Here is a 21478-nt window from a genome sequence, read left to right on the forward strand (position 1 = left end):
CCTGCGGAATGCCTGTTGCACCGATTGGCCCAACCAATTTGAGCTGCGGCGCCGTCGCGGGAATTATGCAGCGAAATCGTCGACCCGCATGCGGGCCGTCGCCCCTGGAGCGAGACATGAACGAAAGGCAGTACCCCGCCGCCGTCCCCGCGCACGTCTATCTGTTCGCGACCTGCCTGGTCGACCTGTTCGTCCCCGAAGCGGGGCTCGACGCGGTCCGCCTGCTGGAACGCGAAGGGTTGACCGTCCACTATCCGCGCGGCCAGAGCTGCTGCGGGCAGCCGGCCTACAGCAGCGGCAATCCCGACGAAGCGCGCCGCGTCGCGGCCGCGCAGCTCGACCTGTTCGCCGAGCCGTGGCCCGTGATCGTGCCGTCCGGCTCGTGCGCGGGCATGATCCGGCACCATTGGCCGGCGCTGTTCGCCGATGATCCCGTCAACGGCCCGAAGGCGCGTGCGATTGCCGACCGGACCTACGAACTCGCGGAATTCCTCGTCCATGTGCTCCACGTACGGCTCGACGCGGCCACGGCTGGTGCCGGCCCCGACGAGCGCGTCGTGCTGCACACGTCGTGCGCGGCACGCCGCGAGATGGGCACGCGCGTACACGGTGTCGCGCTCGTCGACGCGCTGCCGGGCGTCACGCGCATCGAACACGCACGCGAATCCGAATGCTGCGGCTTCGGCGGCACGTTCTCGCTGAAACATCCGGACATCTCCGGCGCGATGGTGCGCGACAAGGTCGCGTCGGCCTGCGCGACCGGCTGCGACCGGCTCGTGTCCGCAGACTGCGGCTGCCTGCTGAACATCGGCCACGCGGCGGCCAAGGCCGGCGCGCCGCTGCCGGTCGAGCATCTCGCGAGCTTCCTGTGGCGCCGCACGGCCGGCGCCGCATCGTTGCGCGGAGACAAGCAATGAGCGCGCGCGCCGCCATCCTCGCGCGTCTGCGCACGGCCGCCCCGGGCGTCGCCGCGACGGCCGCCCCCGCGCTCGACGCAAGCATCGACACGCATTACGCCATGCGCCGCGCGTCGGCCGAACGCGACCCGCAGGCGCTCGCGCAGGCCATGCAGGCCGCACTGACCGCGTCGCACGCGGACGTGTGGTGCGCAAGCGCCGACGCATGGCCCGCGCAGCTTGCCGCGCGCCTTGCCGACGCCCGCGTGCGCCGCTTGCTGCTCGACCCGGCCCGCGCGGAAGCCGCGGCGCTCGCCCGCGCACTGCCCGATACGGTCGCGCTCGTGCCGTTCGACCGGCCGATCGACGCATGGAAGGCCGAACTGTTCGACACGATCGACGCGGGCTTCACCGTCGCGCGCTCGGGCATCGCGGCGACCGGCACCGTCGTCCTCGCACCCGATGCCGGCACGCCGCGCACGGTGTCGCTGGTGCCGCCGCTGCACATCGCGCTCGTCCACGCGAACACGCTGCATGCGGACCTGCACGCGGCCGTGCACGCGGAGCGCTGGCACGCCGGCATGCCGACCAACCTCGTGCTGGTGTCGGGGCCGTCGAAGACCTCCGACATCCAGCAGACGCTCGCCTATGGCGCACACGGCCCGCGCCGCCTGTGGGTCGTGATCGTTACCGATTCGGCGGCCGCCCCGTCGGCCGCACCCGCCAGCGAGGAGCAGCCGCGATGAGCGAACAGACACTGCAATTCGTCGCCCCCGGCGACTTCAAGGCCCGCGCACGCGCCGCACTCGACGATCCCGCGTTGCGCCAGAGCTTCCGCGGCGCGATGGACTTCCTGCAGGGCAAGCGCGCGACGCAGTTTCCCGACGACACCGAACTGCAGCAGCTGCGCGATCTCGGCGAAGCCGTCCGCCAACATGCGCTCGCGCAACTGCCCGCGCTGCTCGAACGGCTGGAGACGAAGCTCACCGAAGCCGGCGTGCACGTGCACTGGGCCGAGACGGCCGCCGACGCGAACGCGATCGTGCTCGGCATCGCGCAGGCGAAGAAGGCGCGCCGCGTGATCAAGGGCAAGTCGATGGCGAGCGAGGAAATCGAGCTGAACCATTACCTCGCGGAGCACGGCGTCGACTGCATCGAATCCGACATGGGCGAGTTCATCGTGCAGCTCGCGGGCGAGAAGCCGTCGCACATCGTGATGCCGGCGATCCACAAGACGCGCGGCGACATTGCCGAACTGTTCGAGGCACACATCCCCGGCACGCGCTATACGGAAGATGTCGACGAACTGATCCAGACCGGCCGGCACGCGCTGCGCCGCGCGTTCGCCGAAGCGGACATCGGCCTGTCCGGCGTCAATTTCGCGGCGGCCGACACGGGCACCCTGTGGCTCGTCGAGAACGAAGGCAACGGCCGCCTGTCGACGACGGTGCCCGATACGCACATCGCGATCATGGGGATCGAGAAGGTCGTCGAGAAGCTCGAGCACATCGTGCCGCTGTCGAGCCTGCTCACGCGCTCGGCCACCGGCCAGGCGATCACGACCTACTTTAACCTGATCTCGGGCCCGCGCCGCGACGGCGAACGCGACGGCCCGCGCGAGCTGCATCTCGTGCTGCTCGACAACGGCCGCACGCAGGCCTATGCGGACGAACAGCTGCGTGCGACGCTGCAATGCATCCGCTGCGGCGCGTGCATGAACCACTGCCCCGTCTACACGCGCATCGGCGGCCACGCGTACGGCACGACCTACCCGGGCCCGATCGGCAAGATCATCTCGCCGCACCTGCTCGGCCTCGACGCGACGGCCGACCTGCCGACCGCATCGACGCTGTGCGGCGCATGCGGCGAGGTCTGCCCGGTGCGGATCCCGATCCCGCAACTGCTCGTGCGGCTGCGCACCGAGGCGAACCGCAAGCCCGACGAATCCGTCGCGCACCCGCTGCGCGGCCAGGGCGCGAACTACAACCGCGCGGAAGACCTCGTGTGGCGCTTCTGGTCGGGCGCGTTCGCGCATCCGCGCGCGTACCGCGCGTTCCGCTGGGCCGCGACGCGCCTGCATGCGCTGACGCCCGCGAAACAGATGGGCTGGACGCAGCACCGCACGCCGCTCGAACCGGCACCGCGCAGCCTGTCCGACCTGCTGCGCGCACGCGGCCAGCCCGAATAGCGCAGCCGCTTTCAAAGCCGTACCCCTAACAATCCATGGAGGAGACACCCATGCAGGTTTGGCATCAGATCTACACCCCGCTCGGCAGCCTCGGGCTGTCGGCATTCGTCGCGGCGATTCCGATCATCTTCTTTTTCATCGCGCTCGCCGCGCTGCGGATGAAAGGCCATGTCGCGGCCGCGATCACGCTGCTGCTGGCGCTCGGCGTCGCGATTCTCGCGTACGGAATGCCCGTGCCGCAGGCGCTTGCCGCAGCCGGCTTCGGCTTCGCCTACGGCCTGTGGCCGATCGCGTGGATCATCGTCGCGGCCGTGTTCCTGTACAAGATCGTCGTGAAGACCGGCCAGTTCGAGATCATCCGCGCGTCCGTGCTGTCGATCACCGACGACCAGCGCCTGCAGATGCTGCTGATCGGTTTCTCGTTCGGCGCGTTCCTCGAAGGCGCCGCCGGCTTCGGCGCGCCCGTCGCGATCACGGCCGCGCTGCTCGTCGGCCTCGGCTTCAAGCCGCTGCATGCGGCCGGACTGTGTCTGATTGCAAACACCGCGCCGGTCGCGTTCGGCGCGATGGGCATTCCGATCATCGTCGCCGGCCAGGTGACGGGCATCGACGCATTCCACATCGGCGCGATGGCCGGCCGCCAGTTGCCGCTGCTGTCGCTCGCGGTGCCGTTCTGGCTCGTGTTCATGATGGACGGGCTGCGCGGCGTGCGGCAGACCTGGCCGGCCGCGCTCGTCGCGGGCGGCAGCTTCGCGCTCACGCAGTACTTCACGTCGAACCACATCGGGCCCGAGCTGCCGGACATCACGTCGTCGCTCGTCAGCCTCGTCGCGCTCGCGGCGTTCCTGAAGGTGTGGCAGCCGCGCACCGCGAAACAGCCGGCCGGCGGCCTCGTCGCGTCCGGCGGCGGTGCGGCGCTGGCCTGGTTCGGTGCGGGCGGCAGCGGCTTCGGCGCGAGCCGGCAGGCGTCGCCGTATACGCTCGCGCAGACGATGCGCGCGTGGTCGCCGTTCCTGATCCTGACGGCCGTGGTCACCGTCTGGAGCATCGCGCCGTTCAAGGCGCTGTTCGCCGCGCACGGCGCGCTCGCGTCGACTGTGCTGAAGTTCCATGTGGCCGGGCTCGACCAGCTCGTCGTGAAGACCGCGCCGATCGCCGCGACGCCGAAGGCGCTCGAAGCGGTGCTGAAGATCGATCTGCTCTCGGCGGTCGGCAGCGCGATCCTCGTGACCGCGCTGATCTCGATGGCGCTGTTGCGGATGAAGCCGCGCGACGCGCTCGGCACGTTCGGCGAAACACTGAAGGAACTGACGCGCCCGATCCTGTCGATCGGCCTCGTGCTCGCGTTCGCGTTCGTCGCGAACTACTCGGGGATGTCGTCGACACTCGCGCTGATGCTGGCCGCGACGGGCGCCGCCTTCCCTTTCTTCTCGCCGTTCCTCGGCTGGCTCGGCGTGTTCCTGACGGGCTCGGATACGTCGTCGAACGCGCTGTTCTGCTCGCTGCAGCAGGCCACCGCCCATCAGCTCGGCCTGCCCGAAACGCTCGCGGTCGCCGCGAACACGACGGGCGGCGTGACCGCGAAGATGATCTCGCCGCAGTCGATCGCGGTCGCATGCGCGGCGACGGGCCTCGTCGGCAAGGAGTCCGAGCTGTTCCGCTTCACGGTGCGCCACAGCCTGCTGTTCGCGGTGATCGTCGGGTTGATCACGCTCGTGCAGGCGTATGTGCTGCCGGGAATGGTGCCGTAAGCGGCGCGCAGGCAGGCCTCAAAAACAAAACCCCACGCCCGGACGAGCGTGGGGTTTTTCCTGTCGCGCAGCGATCGCCGGCACGGGCAGGCGATGCGTGATGCGCGTGGCGCGATCAGCTGCCCTTCGCGATGCGATCCTGGATGTGCTGCGCACGGCTCGACGACGACGGGTGCGAGCTCATCATCGAGCTCTTGCCGCCGTCCAGCTGCGCGAGCTTCTGGAACGCGGTGACGAGGCCCTTCTGGTTCATGCTCTTCTGCTTCATCAGGTCGAACGAGTAGTCGTCCGCCGCGCTTTCCTGCGTCTGCGAGAATTGCGCGTTGATGAACTTCTCGGTGATGTCGCCGAGCTGCGAGCTCGACAGGGCCGCCACGCCCGGCGATGCCGCGCCGGCCGCGGTGCGCGCCGCGCTCACCGCGTACGCCGTCTGCATCGCCTTCTTCGAGTGACCCAGTGCAACGTGGCCCATTTCATGACCGATCACGCCGCGCAGCTCGTCGTCGTTCATCATGTCCATCAGGCCGCTGTACACGCGCACGCAGCCGTTGCCCATCGCCCACGCGTTGACGTCCTTGGTCATGTAGACCTTGTAGTTGATCTTCTGGCCGTTCAGCGTCATGTCGCCGAAGCCCTTCATCACCTTCGTCAGGCGCTTCGCGTACGCGCTGTTCGCCGGTGCGATCTTCGACTCGGCGTCGCTGGACTTGCACGATTCGTTCGACAGTGCGGCGATGTCGCTGTCCGACAGCGTCGCCGCCTTGTACAGGTTGGTCCCCGCCGACGCCAGGCTGTTCGCGTCAAGGCTCTGTACCCCGCCGCATGCGCTCAACAGGAACGCCACGCCACACGCTGCCACCGCTTTCTTGAGTTGCATCCCGGAATCCCTCGATAGTTGTATTTGGGAGCGGCGATTTTGCATAATCCGGCAGAAAATTACCAGATGTTTACATCGGATGACACACTCATTACTCGACGAATCGAAACGATGCGGCGCTTGGCTGCCGAATTGACGACGGAAAATGCAGCAATCGCCGCGCTCGGGCGGCGATCGGGCAGGAAAACGGGCGGGCTACCGCTCAGGCGGTCTGGTCGCGGCGACGCGTCAGCCGCCGTGCGACCAGCATCGGCAGCCGCACCGCGAAGCCGGTGAACAGGCGCAGGTGCATCCACGCGAGCAGCGCGTTGTCACGGCCATAGTGAAAGTGCGAGACGCCGCCCTCGTGCCGGCCGAAATAGCGTACCGGCGCGTCGATGCGGATCGGGCGCACGCCGGCCCAGCACAGCCGCACGGCCGCTTCGGGATCGAAGTCGAAACCGCGCATCCACGGCTGGCGCCGCATGATCGCCGCGAGCGGCGCGACCGGATACACGCGAAACCCGTAAAGCGAATCGCCGATGCCGGCCCACAGCGTCTCGAGGTCGGCCCAGGCGTTCGACAGCCGGCGGCCCTGCACGCGCAACTGCGGCGCGCTCGCGTCGAACTTCGGCACGCCGAGCACCATCGCGTCGGGCGCGGCCTGCGAGGCGGCCATGAAGGCGGGAATCAGGTCGGCCGGATGCTGGCCGTCGGAATCCATCGTCAGCACGTGCGTGAAGCCGCTCGCGGCCGCCGCGTCGAGCCCCGCGAGCACCGCGGCGCCCTTGCCGCGATTCTCCGGCAGCACGATCACGCGCAGGCCGGGATCGCGCTCGGCCATCGCCTGCAGCCGTTCGGCGCTGCCGTCGGTGCTGCCGTCGACGACGACCCACACCGGGTTCCACTGCGCGCGCGCAGCGCGCACGGTCGTGTCGACCTTGACGCCCGGGTTGTAGCTCGGGATCAGCACGAGATGGGTGGACGAGGCGTGCAGCTTGGACATGGAAACAGCCGATTGCGAAGTCGGAGATCCTGACAAAAGTTTATGACTTGCCGGCGAACGGCGGCAGGTTTCGTCGACCAGGACATCGTCGACGCCGTGCGCCGATTGTCGGATCGTGAGGTTCTCGCGTTTCATGACAGCCACTCCATTGCATGCCCGGCGCTGGCCTCGATCTCGACCAGCAGGTCGTCGCGGCACACGTCCGCGTGAACGAACAGCGGCCGCACGTGAGGGCCGGCCGCGTCGCGCAGCACCCGCCCGATCGCGGCCAGCGCCGCGGCATCGCCGGCGTCGCGCACGTAGACGCGATAGCCCAGGTCGGCGAGCGAGAACGGGCCATGCCCCTGCCGCGCGGCCTGCTCGAGCACGGCAGCGAGGTTCGCGACCGTCTCGTGCGTCTGCGCGACGACGTCGTCGTGATGCACGGTGCGGTGCCCGACGATGCTCGCTGTGCCCGATACGAACAGCACCGGCGCCGCGTCGCCATCGGCCCATGCGGCAGCGCGCGCGAACGTCGGCGCACGCGGGCCGTACTGCGCCGGGTAGTGGTACGCGCTGACCTGGCGCGGATTCTCGACCGGATCGGCCGGCGTGCGGCTCGCGAGGAAATGGATCGCGAGCGGCGCGGCCGGCGGCGCATCGCCGGCGACCGGCACGACCGAGCCGAGCGCGCACGCGGCCGGCACGCCGCCCGTCAACGCACGACGGCACGCGTCGAACGCATGCTGGCGGCCGATATTGAACTGACGATAGCGCTCGACGCCGAACTGCACCGCGTTGATCGCCGGCACCGTATTCCAGATACGCAGCGGATGCGGCATGCCGAGCGCATCGAGCAGGTCGAACAGCATGCGGTAGGCATCGAACGTCGCGCGCTCGAGCGGCGTACCGCCGTCGTGCCGGGCGTCGTGCGTCGCGTGCGCCTCGCTCAGGACGATGCTGCCGAACACGAGGCCTGCCGTTTCGCTGTAGCGGTAGTGCAGCGCGCCGTGCCGTTCGCTGCGCAGGTCGTGCGCATCGCATTGCCAGATCTCGCAGACGGCATCGTCCGGCGCGGCATCGGCGCCGAGCAGCGCCATCTGCACCGGTGCGACCGGCAGGTGGGGCACGCGATCGGCGAGCAACCGTTGCGCCGCATCGGCATGCGAGCCGGCCGCGCCGATGCACACCGCACCCAGCGCGCCCGGCACGACGTGCTCGAGTCGTGCATCGTCCAGCAACGCGACGAGCCGCGCATGGCTCATCTGGACGAGTCGCAGTGCACGGTCGCCGCCGCGCGCGAACGGCGCGGTGGCGGACGGCAGCGAACACGGGCGCCGTTCGGCGTCGACTGGATGCACGGACACTTCGATTTCCTCACTATGCGGCGCAGGCCGCGCGGCAACGCGGCCCTGTGCCGCGTTGCGTTACTCGACGGACGCGGTGCGCGTCGTCACGCGAGCCCGCCGTTGACGGACAGCACCTGCCCCGTCACATAGGCCGCGGCGTCGGACACGAGATACGCGACCATCGCCGCGACTTCGTCGGGCCGGCCCGCGCGTTGCGCAGGCACGAGCTGCTTGATGCGTTCGGCGGGGAACGCCTGTTCGGCCATCGGCGATTCGATGATGCCGGGCGCTACCGCGTTCACGGTAATGCCGCGCGACGCGAGCTCCAGCGACAGCGACTTCGTCGCGCCGATCAGCCCAGCCTTCGCGGCCGCGTAGTTGACCTGCCCGCGGTTGCCGGTCACGCCGGCCACCGACGCAATGTTGACGATCCGCCCGCGCCGCGTGCGGATCATCGGCAACAGCAGCGGCTGCGTGACGTTGAAAAAGCCGTTGAGCGTCACGTCGATCACGCTGTGCCACTGCCCGCGCGACATGCCGGCCATCGGCGCGTCGTCGTGAATGCCCGCGTTGTTGACGAGGATCTGCACCGGCGACTCGTCGATGAACGGCTTCAACGCGGCGAGCGTCGCATCGGCGTCGGTCACGTCGAACGCGATCGCGTGCGCGGTGCCGCCGGCCGCCACGATCTGCTGCGCGACGGCCTCCGCCTGCGCGAGATGGCGGTTCGCATGCACCCACACTTCATGGCCGGCCTGCGCGAGCGCCGCGCAGATCGCCTGCCCGAGTGCGCCGCTGCCGCCCGTCACGAGCGCCCGCATCGAATTGCTCCGTTCATCGCGTTTCACCTCGATCGACGCGGCGTCGATTCGTCCTTCGCTCGCCGCCGCGTACCGTCATTCACTGCGCGCCGCCGTCACTTCGTGCGATGCGCGGCGACGTACGCAGCCAGCGCGCCGAGCGTCGCAAAGATCTTCTGGTTGTCCGGATTGTCCGAGCGCAGCTCGAAGCCGTATTTCTTCGAGATCAGCAGCGCGATTTCCAGGATGTCGATGGAGTCGAGCCCGAAACCTTCGCCATACAGCGGGGTGTCGGCCGTCACTGTATCGAGCGGGACGTCTTCGAGATTCAGTTCGCCGATGATCAGCGTGGCGAGCTCTTGTTCCAGTGCGTTCATCATGCGTGCGGGCAGGCGGCCCATGGCAGCGGGAGGCGCCCGGAAACGGCAACCGTCGTGCACGCCCGGCGCGTGCAAATCTCCGTCCCTCCGGCGTCTGCCGGCTTCCCCGCCTGCGTTATCTGGGGATTGTTTGTAAAAGTTACGCGGATTCTAGACGAAGGGTATCGGGCCGTATACCGCGAATGGTTACAGACTGGCGAGCCGGCGTCGCGGCCCGTTTCGGCACACGAATGCACGAGACGCTTGAGCCGCTTTGGATGGAAATGGACCGACCCCGCGAAACCGTTCGCCCGGTGCCATACAATCGGTTACAAAACCCGGTCGCACCGGCTCCGAACACGCCGTGCCGCGGCCCTAAAATGAGCGTGCCCGACCACCGGCCCGGACCCGCGTCCCGGCCGCCATTCATATGATGTTTGACGGCCCGACACGACGTGTCCGGCCACGATCCGCCCGATGTCTCCAGTCATGCCGCGTCCTCCGTTCCGCTCCGTTCCGGTTCGCCCGCCCGTCCGCCGCCATGCCGCGGCCGCCGGCCCGTGCCCGCGCCGTGCGCACGGGGGTAGCCGATGAGCAGGCTGCTGTCCGTCCTGCGCGGCACCGCGGCAGTCGGCGCCGTGGCGGCCTACCAGGTGGGCGCGCACTACGCGACCGCGACGCCGGGCGCGCACGGCTTCGGCCTCGCGATGGCGCTCGTGCCGCCGCTGCTGCTCGCGCTCGGCGCGGCGCTGCGTTCGCCGCGGCGCGCATGGCTCGCGCCGGCTTGGCTGCTGGCGGCCGCCGCGCTGTGGGCTGCGCGCGCGCCGCTCGCGCAGCACTTCGAATGGGGCCTGTATCTGGAACACGCGAGCTTCAACCTCGCGATGGCGCTGCTGTTCGGCCGCACGCTCGCCGCCGGCCAGGTGCCGCTGTGCACGCGCTTCGCGGCGATGATCCACGGCACGGTCACGCCGGCCGTCGCAGGTTATACGCGGCAGATCACGCTCGCGTGGACGCTGTTCTTCGTCGCGACCGCCGCCGTGTCGACGCTGCTGTTCGCGACCGCGCCGATCGTCACGTGGTCGACGTTCGCGAACTACCTGTCGCTGCCGCTCGTCGCCGTGATGTTCGCCGCCGAGCATGCGTGCCGGCGTTTCGCACTGCCGCACGAACCGCGGCCGCGGATGGCCGACGCGGTGCGCGCCTATCGCGCGACGACACACGCGTCGCAGGCGTCACGATGAATTCATGACCGGTGTGCCGCCGCGCACGCGGCCGCACCGGCCTTCGCTCCCGTTTTGACCGATTTATGCCGACTCACCCGCTGGTATTTCATTCCTCGCCGGACCAGACGATCGCCTGGCGCGACGGCACGCCCGTCACCGTGCGCACGTTCGTCGCCGACGTCGCGCGCGTGGCCGCCGCGCTGCCCGCCGGCGGCCACGTGTTCAACGTGTGCCGCGACCGCTACCGTTTCGCGGTCAGCCTGTGCGCGGCGCTCGTCGCCGGCAAGATCAGCCTGCTGCCGTCGACGCACACGCCGGAAATGGTCCGCCAGCTCGCCTCGTTTGCACCCGACGCGTTCTGCCTGCACGACGCATCCGACTGCGCGATCGACCTGCCGCGCTTCGCGTATCCCGACGCCGCGCCCGGCGAGCTGGAAAGCGATGCGCCGTTCGCCATCCCGCAGATCGATGCGGCGCGGATCATGGCGTACGTGTTCACGTCCGGCTCGACCGGCGCGCCGGTGCCGCACCGCAAGACCTGGGGTTTCCTGGTCGGCTGCGTGCGCGCGGCGGCCGACCGCCTCGGGCTGCTCGACGGCCGCGCGGCCGCGCTGATCGGCACGGTGCCCGCGCAGCACATGTACGGCTTCGAATCGACGGTGCTGCTCGCGCTGATCGGCGGGCTCGCGTTCAGCAACCGCCAGCCGTTCTACCCGGTCGACATCCGCGACGAACTCGACGCGATCCCGCAACCGCGCGTGCTCGTCACGTCGCCGATCCACCTGCGCGCGCTGCTGTCCGCCGGCCACGCGCTGCCGCCGGCGGCGCTCGTGCTGTCGGCCACCGCGCCGCTGTCGGAAAAGCTCGCATGCGAAGCCGAGGCCGCGCTCGACGCGCCGCTCGTCGAGATCTACGGCAGCACCGAGACCGGCCAGATCGCGACCCGCCGCACGTCGCGGGGCGCGGCATGGGAGCTGTTCCCGGACATCCGTCTCGACGCGCGCGACGAACCGGACGGCGACGACAGCGGACCGACCGTATGGGTGTCGGGCGGACACGTGGAAGCGCCCGTGCCGATGGGCGATGCGCTCGAACTGCTCGGCGACGGCCGGTTCCTGCTGCACGGCCGCAAGGCCGACCTCGTCAACATCGCCGGCAAGCGCACGTCGCTCGCGTACCTGAACCACCAGCTCAACGCGATTGCCCAGGTGGTCGACGGCGTGTTCTTCATGCCCGACGAAGCCGCACCGGCGCACGGCGACACGCACCTCGAGCCGGTCACGCGCCTCGTCGCGCTCGTCGTCGCGCCGACGCTCACGGCCGCCGATCTGCAGCGTGCGCTGCGCGAGCGCATCGATCCCGCGTTCATGCCGCGCCCGCTCGTGTTCGTCGACGCGCTGCCGCGCAACGAAACGGGCAAGCTGCCGCGCGACGTGCTGGCCGCGCTCGTCGCGCAGCATGCGCGCGCCGCGGCCGCGCCGATGCCCGAACGCGACACGGCCGCCGCGCCCGCACTCGCGTTCACGGTTCCCGCCGACCACCCGGCGCTGCCCGGCCACTTCCCCGGCCATCCGGTCGTGCCGGGCGTCGTGCTGCTCGATCACGCGATCCACGCGATCGGCACGGCGCTGAACCGCCCGCTGCACGCGTGGCGGCTCGGTTCCGCGAAATTCCTGAGCCCGGTCGCGCCGGGCGAACCGCTCGATCTCGCGTACGACGCCGCGGCCAGCGGCGCGATCCGCTTCACGCTGCGCGCCGGGTCGCGCGAGGTCGCGACCGGCGTGCTGTCCGCGCCGCCGGCCGCGCAGGACGGCACGCAGCCATGAAGCGCACCGCGTGGGCCGAACGCCAGGAGCGCAGCAACGCCGGTTTGCTGCGCACGATGACGTGGATTTCGCTGCGCTTCGGCCGGTCGCGCGCGCGCATCGTGCTGCACCTGATCGCGACGTACTTCGTGCTGTTCTCGCCGGTCGCGTGCGCCGCGTCGCGCGACTACCTGCGCCGCGTGCTCGGCCGCCCCGCGCGCTGGCGCGACGTGTACCGGCACGTGTTCACGTTCGCGGCGACGATCCACGACCGCGTCTACCTGATGAACGGGCGCTTCGACCTGTTCGACATCCGGCTGCACGGCGAGACGCTCGTCGACGATGCGCTCGCGGGCGGCCGAGGCGCGTTCCTGATGGGCGCGCACCTCGGCAGCTTCGAGGTCGTGCGCGCGATCGGCCGCACGCACCCGGACCTGCGCGTCGTCGTCACGATGTACGAGAAGAACGCGCGCAAGATCAACGCGACGCTCGCCGCGGTGAACCCGGCCGCCAAGCCGGAAGTGATTCCGCTCGGGCAGGTCGACTCGATGCTGAAGGTGCGTGAACGCCTCGACGCGAACTGCATGGTCGGCATGCTCGCCGACCGCACGCTGCTCGACGACGCGGCCGCGTCGCTACGGCGGCTGCCGCTGCTCGGCGCGCCGGCCGCGTTCCCGCTCGGGCCGCTGTACATGGCCGCGATGCTGAAGCGCCCGGTGATCTTCATGACGGGCCTCTATCGCGACGGCAACCGCTACGACGTGCACTTCGAGACACTCGCCGACTTCTCCGAGGTGCGGCGCGACACGCGCGCCGCGGCCGTCGACGCGGCACTCGCGCGCTACGTCGCGCTGCTCGACAAGTACTGCCGCGCGGCGCCGTACAACTGGTTCAACTATTTCGATTTCTGGCAAGGCGGCGATGCCGCGGCCGCGCGCCGCGACACGGCGCACGCCGGTGCCGACCTGGCCGCCACGAGGGATTCCGACGCATGACCACCGCTCGCCGCCTTCCGCTTCCATTCGCGCTGCACCGCGCCGCCCGCCTGCTCGCCGCCACCGCCGCCGCGATCGCGCTGGCCGTGCCCGCGCACGCGGCCGATACGGCACCGGCATGGAACCTCGACCGGCTGATGTCGACGCTCGCGCAGCACAAGTCGGGACGCGCGACGTTCACCGAGACGAAATACCTGTCGATCGCCACCCAGCCGGTCGAATCGTCCGGCGAGCTCGTGTTCGTCGCGCCCGATCATCTCGAAAAGCACACGCTGAGCCCGAAGCCCGAACACCTCGTCGTCGACGGCGACATGCTCACGGTCGAGCGCAACAACCGCAAGTTCACGCTCGCGCTCGCGCGCTATCCGGAACTCGGCGCGTTCATCGACAGCATCCGCGCGACGCTCGCCGGCAACCGCTTCGCGCTCGAACAGGTGTACAAGGTCGCGCTGTCCGGGCGCGGCGACGACTGGACGCTGACGCTCACGCCGCTCGACTCGCGGATGCTGAAGGTCGTCAGCACGATCACGCTCGACGGCACGCGCGACGTATTGCGCAGCGTCGCGATCCGGCAGGCCGACGGCGATCATTCGGTGATGCGCCTGCAACCCGTCGCCGCGAGCCCGAACTGATGGACGAACGCACGCGCCCCTCCCCCGTCGCTCGCCGCCTGCACGCATGGCGGCAGCGTGCGGTGCTCGTGTGGCTGCTCGCGCTCGTCGCGTGCGGCGTCGCGATCGGGCGCGCGCACTTCACGGCCGACCTGTCCGCGTTCCTGCCGGGTTCACCGAGCGCCGGGCAGCGCGTGCTCGTCGACCAGTTGCGCGACGGCATCGTGTCGCGGCTGATCCTCGTCGCGATCGACGGCGGCGATGCGGCCACCCGCGCCGCCCTGTCGCGGCGCGTCGCCGGCGCACTTCGCACCGATCCGCAATTCGCGGCCGTGCACAACGGCGAAGCCGCGAGCGACGCGCGCGACCGGCAATTCGTGTTCGATCACCGCTACCTGCTGAGCCCGGCCGTCACGCCGCAGCGCTTCAGCGCCGACGGCCTGCACCAGGCGCTCGGCGACAGCCTCGACCTGCTGAGTTCGTCGGCCGGCCTCGTCGCCAAGGCGATGCTGCCGCACGACCCGACCGGCGAAGTCAGCGCGCTCGTCGACCAGCTCGACAGCGCGGCCCAGCCGGCGAGCCGCGACGGCGTATGGGCATCGCGCGACGGCGCGCGCGCGGTGCTCGTCGTGCAGACGGCCGCCGCCGGCTCCGATACCGACGCGCAGGCACGCGCGATCGACACGGTGCGCCGCGCGTTCGCCGCAGCGCAGCAGGCCACGCCGAATGCGGCCGCGACGGCGCTCGCGATGACCGGCCCAGGCGTGTTCTCGGTCGACACGCGCGACACGATCCGGCACGACGTCGAGCGCCTGTCGACGGCGAGCGTCGTACTGATCGTCGCGCTGCTGCTGACGCTGTACCGTTCGCCGCGCACGCTCGCGCTCGGGCTGCTGCCGGTGCTGACGGGCGTCGCGGCCGGGATCGCGGCGGTCGGCATCGCGTTCGGCACGGTCCACGGGCTCACGCTCGGCTTCGGCACGACGCTGATCGGCGAAGCCGTCGACTATTCGATCTACCTGTTCGTGCAGTCGGCGCAGGCCGGCACGCGCGGCACCACGCGCCCGGGCGACGCGACGCGCGCCTGGGTCGCCGCGTACTGGCCGACGATCAGGCTCGGCGTACTGACGTCCGTGTGCGGTTTCGCGTCGATGCTGTTCTCCGGATTCCCGGGCCTCGTGCAGCTCGGGCTGTATTCGATCGTCGGGCTGACGGCCGCCGCGCTCGTCACGCGCTTCGTGCTGCCGCACCTGCGCGGCGAGCAGGTCGCGATCCGCGACGTGTCGCGCATCGGCGCGGTGCTTGCACGCGCGGCCGATGCCGCGCCGCGGCTGCGCTGGCCGCTTGCCGTGCTCGTGGTCGCCGCGATCGTGACGCTCGTCCTGCATCGCGACGGGCTGTGGAGCCGCGAGCTCGCCGCGCTCAGCCCCGTGCCGGCGCAGGCGCAGGCACTCGACGCGCGGCTGCGCGCCGACGTCGGCGCGCCCGACGTGCGCTACCTCGTCGTGATTGCCGCGCCGACCGAACAAGCCGCGCTCGAAGGCGCGGAGAAAGTGGCCGCGCAGTTGCAGCCGCTCGTCGACCAGGGTGCGCTCGCCGGTTTCGAAAGCCCCGCGCGCTACCTGCCGAGCGACGCCGCGCAGCGCACGCGCATCGCGAGCCTGCCGGATGCGAACGTGCTCGCCGCCCGGATGCGCGACGCCGTCGCGAACCAGCCGATCGCGGTGAAGCCCGACCTGTTCGCGCCGTTCGTCGCCGACGTCGATGCCGCGCGCCACGCCCCGCTGCTGACGCGCGCGGACCTGCGCGGCACGTCGATGGCGCTCGCCGTCGATGCGCTGCTGACCGAACGCGACGGCCGCTGGAGCGCGATGCTGTCGCTGCGCGCGCCGGATGCCGCGCGCACCGCACCGCCGGCGTCCGGCCTCGATGCCACGCCGATTCGCGCGGCCGTCGAGCGCGCGGGCGTGCCCGATGCGCTGTTCGTCGACATGAAGGCCGAAGCCGATCGCCTGTACGTGAGCTACGTGCACGAGGACATCCGGCTGTCGCTCGCGGGGTTTGCCGCGATCGCCGTGCTGATGCTGGTCGCGCTGCGTTCACCGCGCCTGGCCGTGCGTGCGCTCGCGCCGCTCGTCGCGGCCGTGCTGGTGGTGACGGCCGGCTTCGCGCTGGCCGGCGTGCAGCTGACGATCCTGCACCTCGTCGGGATGCTGCTGATCGTCGCGGTCGGCTCGAACTACGCGCTGTTCTTCTGCAAGCGCGACGACGCGCAGCCCGTGACGCCCTGCACGCTCGTGTCGCTGCTGATCGCGAACCTCGCGACCGTCGCCGGCTTCGGGCTGCTCGCGCTGTCGCGCGTGCCGCTGCTCGAAACCTTCGGGCTGACCGTCGGCCCCGGCGCGATGCTCGCGCTCGCATTCGCGGCGATTCTCGCGCCGCGTGCGTCGGCGCCCGGCGAGCGTCATCGACGGAGTCCGGCATGAACGCGCCGTCGTCCATTCCATCGCATCCGGCCGGCGAGATGCGCCGCTGGAAACCGACGCCGCTGATCGCGGGGACGGCCGTACTGCATGCGGGTGCGGCGGCCGCCGTGGTCGCGCAACCGGCCACGTGGCCGTGGGCCGTCGGCGGCGTGGTCGCGTCGCATCTCGCGCTGACGGCCGCCGGGCTGTGGCCGCGCAGCGTGCTGCTCGGCCCGAACTGGACGCGCCTGCCGGCGGGCACCGGCCGCAAGATCGCACTGACGATCGACGACGGCCCCGACCCGGACGTCACGCCGCGCGTGCTCGACCTGCTCGACCGTCACGACGCGCGTGCGACGTTCTTCTGCATCGGCGATCTCGCGCGCCGTCATCCGCAGTGGATCGAGGCGATCGTCGCGCGCGGCCATGCGATCGAGAATCACAGCCAGCGACACCGGCATACGTTCTCGCTGTCGGGGCCCGCCGCGCTGCGGCGCGAGATCGCGGCCGCGCAGCAGACGCTGACCGAGATCGCCGGCACGCGCCCGCTGTTCTTCCGCGCGCCGGCCGGATTGCGCAATCCGTTTCTCGAACCGGTGCTGTGCGAACTCGGCCTGCAGCTCGCCAGCTGGACGCGGCGCGGCTTCGACACGCGCGCGCGCGATGCCGCGACCGTCACGCGCCGCCTGCTGCACGGACTCGACGCGCGCGACATCCTGCTGGTGCACGACGGTCACGCGGCACGCGATGCGCGCGGCGAACCGGTCGTGCTCGACGTGCTGCAGGCGGTGTTGCGTGCAGCCGCCGATGCGCAGCTGCACTGGACCACGCTGCGCGCGGCGCTCGCGCCCGAACCGCCCGGCCAGCCGGGCCAGTCGGGCGGTTCGGCACCCCCGTTTGATAAAATCTGACCTCGAACGGCGCGCTCGCCAGCCCTGCTGCGGCGCCCGTTCCGGCCACCGGATGCGACCCTCGTGAAACCTCTCCTGCTCTCGCACTTCACCGCCACCAGCTGCATCGGCCGCGGCCTCGACGCGACCCGCGACGCGCTCCGCCACGCTCGCGGCGGGCTGACGCCGTGCAACTTCGAGCGCGCGGACCTCGACACGTGGATCGGCGCGGTGGACGGCGTCGACGCGCAACCCGTGCGCAACGATCTCGCCGACTTCGAATGCCGCAACAACCGCCTCGCGCAGCTCGGCCTGACGCAGGACGGCTTCGACACCGCCGTCGCGGCGGCCGTCGCGCGCTACGGCGCGGCACGCGTCGGCGTGTTCATCGGCACGAGCACGGCCGGCATCCTTGAAACCGAGCACGCGTACCAGCGGCGCGATCCGGCCAGCGGCGCGCTGCCGGCCGGCTTCCGCTATGCGCAGACGCACAACCCGTATTCGCCGGCTGCGTTCGTGCGCGCGTATTTCGCGTTGCGCGGGCCGGCGATGGCGATCTCGTCCGCGTGTTCGTCCGGCGCGAAGGTGTTCGGCTCAGCACGGCGCATGATCGAGGCCGGGCTGATCGATGCGGCCGTCGTCGGCGGCGTCGACTCGCTGTGCCTGACCACGCTGTACGGCTTCAATTCGCTCGAACTGCTGTCGCGCCGGCCGTGCCGGCCGTTCGACGTCGCACGCGACGGCATCTCGATCGGCGAGGCCGCCGCGTTCGCGCTCGTCGAGCGCCTGCCCGAGCCGCCCGCCGCGCTCGACGACGACGCGATCCTGCTGCTCGGCATCGGCGAATCGAGCGACGCACATCACATGTCGTCGCCGCATCCGGAAGGGCTCGGCGCGCGCACCGCGATCGAGCAGGCGCTCGCGTCCGCCGGCCTCGGCGCGCACGACATCGACTACGTGAACCTGCACGGCACCGCGACGCCGAGCAACGACGCAGCCGAAAGCCGCGCAGTCGGCGCGCTGTTCGCCAGCACGCCGTGCAGTTCGACGAAGGGCGCGACCGGCCATACGCTCGGTGCGGCCGGCGCGCTCGAAGCCGTCGTCGCCGCGCTCGCGCTGCGCGACCAGTTCGTGCCGGCCGGCGTCAACACGACTCAACCCGATCCGGCACTCGTCGCCGACTACGTGCTCGCGAGCCGCGACGCGCGCGTGCGCGCCGTCCTGTCCAATTCGTTCGGCTTCGGCGGCACGAATTGCAGCCTGATCCTCGGCCGCGCCGATCACGCCAGCCGCTGAGGCCCGTCATGACACTTACCGCCTTCATCGAAAGCATCGGCCTCGTCGGGCCCGGATTGAGCGACTGGCCGCATGCGGCCGACGTGCTCGCAGGCCGTGTGCCCTATGCCCCTGCCCGCACCGAGCTGCCGCCGCCGGCCGGGCTGCCGTCGGCCGAGCGGCGCCGCACGGGGCCCGTCGTGCGCACGGCGCTCGCGGTTGGCCACCAGGCGGTGGCCGCGAGCGGTCGCGATGCCGCGACGCTCGCGACCGTGTTCAGCGCATCCGGCGGCGACGGCCAGAATTGCCACGCGATCTGCGAAACGCTGGCCGGCGACGATCGCCAGCTGTCGCCGACCCGTTTCCACAATTCCGTGCACAACGCGCCGGCCGGCTACTGGAGCATTGCGACCCGCGCGATGGCGACGTCGAACGTGCTGTGCGCGCACGACGGCAGCTTCGCCGCAGGCCTGCTCGAGAGCCTGTGCCAGGTCGTCGTCGATCGCGTGCCGACGCTGCTGGTCGCGTACGACACCGACTATCCGGAACCGCTGCGCGCGGTGCGGCCGATCGACGATGCATTCGGCGTCGCACTCGTGCTCGCGCCCGATGCGAGCGAACGCACGCTCGCCCGCATCGACGTACAGCTCACCGACGCCCCCGCGACGACACTCGCGAATGCCGAACTCGACGCGCTGCGCGCCGGCAATCCGGCCGCGCGCGTGCTGCCGCTGCTCGACGCACTCGCGACGCGGCAATCGACGCGCGTCGTGCTCGATTACCTGGACGATGCGCGCGTGCAGGTCGACGTCGCGATGCCTGCACCCGTCGCGGAGCGCGCATGACGACCACCACGCGCCCGCTTGCGCCGCCGCTCGACCACGCATGGATCGCCGCGCACATTCCGCACGGCGGCGCGATGTGCCTGCTCGATACGGTCGATGCATGGGATACCGAACGGATCCGCTGCACGGCGACGAGCCATCGCGATCCGCACAACCCGCTGCGCGCGCACGGCCGGCTCGCGTCGGTCTGCGGCATCGAATATGCGGCGCAGGCGATGGCCGTACACGGTGCGCTGCTCGGTGCGCACGAGGAGCGCCCGCGCGCCGGTTATCTCGCGAGCGTGCGCAACGTCGACGCGTTCGTCGAGCGGCTCGACACGTTCGAGCCGCCGCTCGTCGTCGACGCGGAACGCATGAGCGGCGACGGCCGCTCCGTGCTGTACGGCTTCACGCTGCGCTGCGGCGATCGCGTGCTGCTGTCCGGCCGCGCCGCGGTGATGCTCGACGCATCGGCCGCCGGCGCGTTTCAACCGGTGCCAGCCGGCACCACGAATCCTCGCTGAAGAGGCCAACCCCAAGGAAACCAGGTCGTGAAAGTTCGTCAGTTCATTGGCACCGCGCTCGTTCTGGCGCTGATCAGCCCGATCGCGCACGCGGACATGTCGGAAGTGAAGCAGGACATCAAGCGCGATTCGAAGGAAGCCGCGCACAAGACGGGTGAAGCGGCACGCAGCTTCGGCCACGCGACCGCGAGCGCCGCGAAGGCGGTCGGGCACGGCGTCGCGCATGCGTCGCGCGAAGGCTGGGATGCCACCAAGCGCACGACAAAGCGGATCTTCCACAAGAACGACTCGGGCGAGTCGGCCGGCAAGAGCGATTGATCACGCCTCCCGCGCACATCGCCTGAGACATGCGCGCAGGGCGTGATGGTTCATCGGCCGCGACGCGCCGGACCTGCGTCAACGCGCCCCGCGCATGCGGCGGGGCTGCCGTGCCGGCCTGCGCGCGAAGCAGCGGCCGTACGCGACGAGCCAGCAATCGCGGTGATCGAAGTTCCGCAGCAGCCGTGCGCGGCGCCGCTCGAGCCAGTAGAGCGAGACCGCCATCGTCAGCGCGACGGCCAGTGCCGTGCCGCCGATCGCGAGTCCCATCCAGGTGTCGCCCATGCGTTCTCCGGAATGCGAGGCCGAAGCGGCGCGCCTGCCGCCGCCCCGGCACGGGATAGTGGGAAACGCGGCCCGGCACGTGCGCGAGCGCCATGCGGGCCGCCGCGCGTCAGTGCATGTGCTGGCCGCCGTTGATCGCGATGTTGGAGCCCGTCACGAAGCCGGCCTCCTCCGAGCACAGGTACGCGACCAGCGCCGCGACTTCCTCGGGCTTGCCGAGCCGGCCCGCCGGAATCTGCGGGAGGATCTTCGAGTCGAGGATGTCCTGCGGGATCGCCGTCACCATCTTCGTCGCGAGATAGCCCGGCGACACGGTGTTCACCGTCACGCCCTTGCGCGCGACCTCGAGCGCGAGCGATTTCGTGAAACCGTGCATGCCGGCTTTCGCGGCCGCATAGTTGGTCTGGCCGACCGAACCCTTCGAGCCGTTCACCGACGAGATGTTGACGATACGGCCCCAGCCGCGCTCGACCATGCTTTCGCAGACAGGCTTCGTCATGTTGAAAACCGAGTCGAGGTTCGTGCGGATCACCGCATCCCAGTTGACCTTGTCGAGCTTGCGCAGCGTCATGTCGCGCGTGATGCCGGCATTGTTCACGAGAATGTCGACCGGGCCGATGTCCCGCACGATCTTCTCGATGCATTGCTGGCACGAATCGTGATCGGCCACGTCCACCGGGTACGCATGGAACTCGCGGCCGGCCGCATGCATCTCGGTCAGCCAGCGGTCCGCGCCGGCGTTGTTCGGCGAATACGTGACGACTACCCGGTGGCCCGCGTCGTTCAACCTGATGCTGACCGCTTCGCCAAGACCGCCCATTCCACCTGTCACAACTGCAATTCGCTTAGTCATCCTATAAATTACCGACAAAAAAGTAATCGATGAATGCGGGGCGGCGGCATCGTACCGGCTGCCGCCCCACCGCTTCGATGCGCAGCCGCCCGCGTCGCGGGCGCGGCACGCACCGGAACCTCGCGCTTGTTATTGACTGCCTGTCATGCGCGAAACCAGCCTGGTTCGCCCGCGACGCCGGCCGGCGCCGCGGCGAACCGTGTCGTCAGATCCTGCTCAGGCG

Annotated in this window: 21 protein-coding genes; 14 read left to right on the plus strand and 7 right to left on the minus strand. The window is 70.4% G+C overall.

Annotated features, from left to right (window positions below):
* The first annotated feature begins 116 nt into the window (after positions 1-116).
* Genes U5798_RS22795 through U5798_RS22810 form a run of 4 tightly spaced genes read left to right on the plus strand, consistent with a single transcriptional unit; the run spans position 117 to position 4835 of the window.
* The gene (locus U5798_RS22795) at positions 117-917 is read left to right on the plus strand and encodes a (Fe-S)-binding protein (protein ID WP_322083251.1); all 801 of its coding nucleotides are present in this window, start codon (positions 117-119) and stop codon (positions 915-917) included.
* Positions 914-1642, plus strand: a complete 729-nt coding sequence (locus U5798_RS22800; RefSeq protein ID WP_322083252.1) for a LutC/YkgG family protein — start codon at positions 914-916, stop codon at positions 1640-1642. Before U5798_RS22795 ends, U5798_RS22800 begins: the two co-directional genes overlap by 4 nt.
* Positions 1639-3084, plus strand: coding sequence for a LutB/LldF family L-lactate oxidation iron-sulfur protein (locus U5798_RS22805; protein WP_322083253.1), 1446 nt, complete (start codon positions 1639-1641; stop codon positions 3082-3084). The genes U5798_RS22800 and U5798_RS22805 overlap by 4 nt, the downstream gene beginning before the upstream one ends.
* A gap of 50 nt (positions 3085-3134) precedes the next feature.
* The gene (locus U5798_RS22810; protein WP_322083254.1) at positions 3135-4835 is read left to right on the plus strand and encodes a lactate permease LctP family transporter; all 1701 of its coding nucleotides are present in this window, start codon (positions 3135-3137) and stop codon (positions 4833-4835) included.
* Positions 4836-4950: 115 nt separating this feature from the next.
* Here the strand turns inward: U5798_RS22810 and U5798_RS22815 are convergent, their stop codons facing one another.
* From U5798_RS22815 to U5798_RS22835, 5 genes are all read right to left on the minus strand, one after another.
* The gene (locus U5798_RS22815; RefSeq protein ID WP_124453529.1) at positions 4951-5712 is read right to left on the minus strand and encodes a M48 family metalloprotease; all 762 of its coding nucleotides are present in this window, start codon (positions 5710-5712) and stop codon (positions 4951-4953) included.
* Positions 5713-5914: 202 nt separating this feature from the next.
* The gene (locus tag U5798_RS22820) at positions 5915-6697 is read right to left on the minus strand and encodes a glycosyltransferase family 2 protein (protein ID WP_124453527.1); all 783 of its coding nucleotides are present in this window, start codon (positions 6695-6697) and stop codon (positions 5915-5917) included.
* A 131-nt stretch (positions 6698-6828) separates the two neighbouring features.
* Complete coding sequence (locus tag U5798_RS22825) at positions 6829-8043, minus strand: endoribonuclease L-PSP (RefSeq protein ID WP_322083255.1); 1215 nt, start codon at positions 8041-8043, stop codon at positions 6829-6831.
* 86 nt (positions 8044-8129) lie between these two features.
* Positions 8130-8846: a 3-oxoacyl-ACP reductase FabG gene (gene fabG / locus U5798_RS22830; RefSeq protein ID WP_124453523.1), complete on the minus strand. Its 717-nt coding sequence runs from the start codon at positions 8844-8846 to the stop codon at positions 8130-8132.
* Between the two features lie 95 nt (positions 8847-8941).
* Positions 8942-9226 (minus strand): phosphopantetheine-binding protein, encoded by a 285-nt coding sequence (locus U5798_RS22835; protein WP_124453521.1) that lies wholly within the window; start codon positions 9224-9226, stop codon positions 8942-8944.
* Positions 9227-9774: 548 nt separating this feature from the next.
* Between U5798_RS22835 and U5798_RS22840 the strand changes: the two genes are divergently transcribed.
* The 10 genes from U5798_RS22840 to U5798_RS22885 all read left to right on the plus strand — a co-directional run bounded on the left by U5798_RS22840 (position 9775) and on the right by U5798_RS22885 (position 20117).
* Positions 9775-10428 (plus strand): hypothetical protein, encoded by a 654-nt coding sequence (locus tag U5798_RS22840; protein WP_322083256.1) that lies wholly within the window; start codon positions 9775-9777, stop codon positions 10426-10428.
* Between the two features lie 65 nt (positions 10429-10493).
* Entirely contained in the window at positions 10494-12236 is a 1743-nt protein-coding gene (locus tag U5798_RS22845) for an AMP-binding protein (protein WP_322083257.1), read from the plus strand.
* Complete coding sequence (locus U5798_RS22850) at positions 12233-13210, plus strand: acyl-CoA synthetase (protein ID WP_322083258.1); 978 nt, start codon at positions 12233-12235, stop codon at positions 13208-13210. The genes U5798_RS22845 and U5798_RS22850 overlap by 4 nt, the downstream gene beginning before the upstream one ends.
* The gene (locus tag U5798_RS22855; RefSeq protein ID WP_322083259.1) at positions 13207-13842 is read left to right on the plus strand and encodes an outer membrane lipoprotein carrier protein LolA; all 636 of its coding nucleotides are present in this window, start codon (positions 13207-13209) and stop codon (positions 13840-13842) included. Before U5798_RS22850 ends, U5798_RS22855 begins: the two co-directional genes overlap by 4 nt.
* Complete coding sequence (locus U5798_RS22860) at positions 13842-16307, plus strand: MMPL family transporter (protein ID WP_322083260.1); 2466 nt, start codon at positions 13842-13844, stop codon at positions 16305-16307. Before U5798_RS22855 ends, U5798_RS22860 begins: the two co-directional genes overlap by 1 nt.
* The gene (locus U5798_RS22865; protein ID WP_322083261.1) at positions 16304-17197 is read left to right on the plus strand and encodes a polysaccharide deacetylase family protein; all 894 of its coding nucleotides are present in this window, start codon (positions 16304-16306) and stop codon (positions 17195-17197) included. The genes U5798_RS22860 and U5798_RS22865 overlap by 4 nt, the downstream gene beginning before the upstream one ends.
* Positions 17198-17260: 63 nt before the next feature.
* Positions 17261-18472, plus strand: coding sequence for a beta-ketoacyl-[acyl-carrier-protein] synthase family protein (locus U5798_RS22870; RefSeq protein WP_322083262.1), 1212 nt, complete (start codon positions 17261-17263; stop codon positions 18470-18472).
* 8 nt (positions 18473-18480) lie between these two features.
* Positions 18481-19296: a beta-ketoacyl synthase chain length factor gene (locus U5798_RS22875; protein WP_322083263.1), complete on the plus strand. Its 816-nt coding sequence runs from the start codon at positions 18481-18483 to the stop codon at positions 19294-19296.
* Positions 19293-19799, plus strand: coding sequence for a hotdog family protein (locus U5798_RS22880; protein ID WP_322083264.1), 507 nt, complete (start codon positions 19293-19295; stop codon positions 19797-19799). Before U5798_RS22875 ends, U5798_RS22880 begins: the two co-directional genes overlap by 4 nt.
* Positions 19800-19826: 27 nt before the next feature.
* Positions 19827-20117 carry a hypothetical protein gene (locus U5798_RS22885; protein WP_124453500.1) on the plus strand — a complete coding sequence of 97 codons (291 nt, stop codon included), beginning with the start codon at positions 19827-19829 and terminating at the stop codon, positions 20115-20117.
* 78 nt (positions 20118-20195) lie between these two features.
* Here U5798_RS22885 and U5798_RS22890 read toward each other — a convergent pair whose 3' ends face one another.
* Positions 20196-20402 carry a hypothetical protein gene (locus tag U5798_RS22890; protein WP_322083265.1) on the minus strand — a complete coding sequence of 69 codons (207 nt, stop codon included), beginning with the start codon at positions 20400-20402 and terminating at the stop codon, positions 20196-20198.
* Between the two features lie 109 nt (positions 20403-20511).
* A complete protein-coding gene (gene phbB / locus U5798_RS22895; RefSeq protein WP_124453496.1) occupies positions 20512-21255 on the minus strand; it encodes an acetoacetyl-CoA reductase in 744 nt (247 codons plus the stop codon).
* Positions 21256-21478 lie beyond the last annotated feature (223 nt).

The organism is Burkholderia sp. BCC1972, from assembly GCF_905339605.1.
In the GTDB taxonomy this organism is placed as follows: Bacteria; Pseudomonadota; Gammaproteobacteria; order Burkholderiales; family Burkholderiaceae; genus Burkholderia.

What these genes read in the sequence shown, in the direction of transcription:
- U5798_RS22840 (WP_322083256.1), top strand. Translation starts at nt 9,775, where the DNA reads ATGAGCAGGCTGCTGTCCGTCCTGCGCGGCACCGCGGCAGTCGGCGCC.
- U5798_RS22875 (WP_322083263.1), top strand. Translation starts at nt 18,481, where the DNA reads ATGACACTTACCGCCTTCATCGAAAGCATCGGCCTCGTCGGGCCCGGA.
- U5798_RS22860 (WP_322083260.1), top strand. Translation starts at nt 13,842, where the DNA reads ATGGACGAACGCACGCGCCCCTCCCCCGTCGCTCGCCGCCTGCACGCA.
- U5798_RS22820 (WP_124453527.1), bottom strand. Translation starts at nt 6,697, where the DNA reads ATGTCCAAGCTGCACGCCTCGTCCACCCATCTCGTGCTGATCCCGAGC.
- U5798_RS22865 (WP_322083261.1), top strand. Translation starts at nt 16,304, where the DNA reads ATGAACGCGCCGTCGTCCATTCCATCGCATCCGGCCGGCGAGATGCGC.
- phbB (WP_124453496.1), bottom strand. Translation starts at nt 21,255, where the DNA reads ATGACTAAGCGAATTGCAGTTGTGACAGGTGGAATGGGCGGTCTTGGC.
- U5798_RS22850 (WP_322083258.1), top strand. Translation starts at nt 12,233, where the DNA reads ATGAAGCGCACCGCGTGGGCCGAACGCCAGGAGCGCAGCAACGCCGGT.
- U5798_RS22805 (WP_322083253.1), top strand. Translation starts at nt 1,639, where the DNA reads ATGAGCGAACAGACACTGCAATTCGTCGCCCCCGGCGACTTCAAGGCC.
- U5798_RS22800 (WP_322083252.1), top strand. Translation starts at nt 914, where the DNA reads ATGAGCGCGCGCGCCGCCATCCTCGCGCGTCTGCGCACGGCCGCCCCG.
- U5798_RS22810 (WP_322083254.1), top strand. Translation starts at nt 3,135, where the DNA reads ATGCAGGTTTGGCATCAGATCTACACCCCGCTCGGCAGCCTCGGGCTG.
- U5798_RS22890 (WP_322083265.1), bottom strand. Translation starts at nt 20,402, where the DNA reads ATGGGCGACACCTGGATGGGACTCGCGATCGGCGGCACGGCACTGGCC.
- U5798_RS22795 (WP_322083251.1), top strand. Translation starts at nt 117, where the DNA reads ATGAACGAAAGGCAGTACCCCGCCGCCGTCCCCGCGCACGTCTATCTG.
- U5798_RS22835 (WP_124453521.1), bottom strand. Translation starts at nt 9,226, where the DNA reads ATGGGCCGCCTGCCCGCACGCATGATGAACGCACTGGAACAAGAGCTC.
- U5798_RS22845 (WP_322083257.1), top strand. Translation starts at nt 10,494, where the DNA reads ATGCCGACTCACCCGCTGGTATTTCATTCCTCGCCGGACCAGACGATC.
- U5798_RS22815 (WP_124453529.1), bottom strand. Translation starts at nt 5,712, where the DNA reads ATGCAACTCAAGAAAGCGGTGGCAGCGTGTGGCGTGGCGTTCCTGTTG.
- U5798_RS22855 (WP_322083259.1), top strand. Translation starts at nt 13,207, where the DNA reads ATGACCACCGCTCGCCGCCTTCCGCTTCCATTCGCGCTGCACCGCGCC.
- fabG (WP_124453523.1), bottom strand. Translation starts at nt 8,846, where the DNA reads ATGCGGGCGCTCGTGACGGGCGGCAGCGGCGCACTCGGGCAGGCGATC.
- U5798_RS22880 (WP_322083264.1), top strand. Translation starts at nt 19,293, where the DNA reads ATGACGACCACCACGCGCCCGCTTGCGCCGCCGCTCGACCACGCATGG.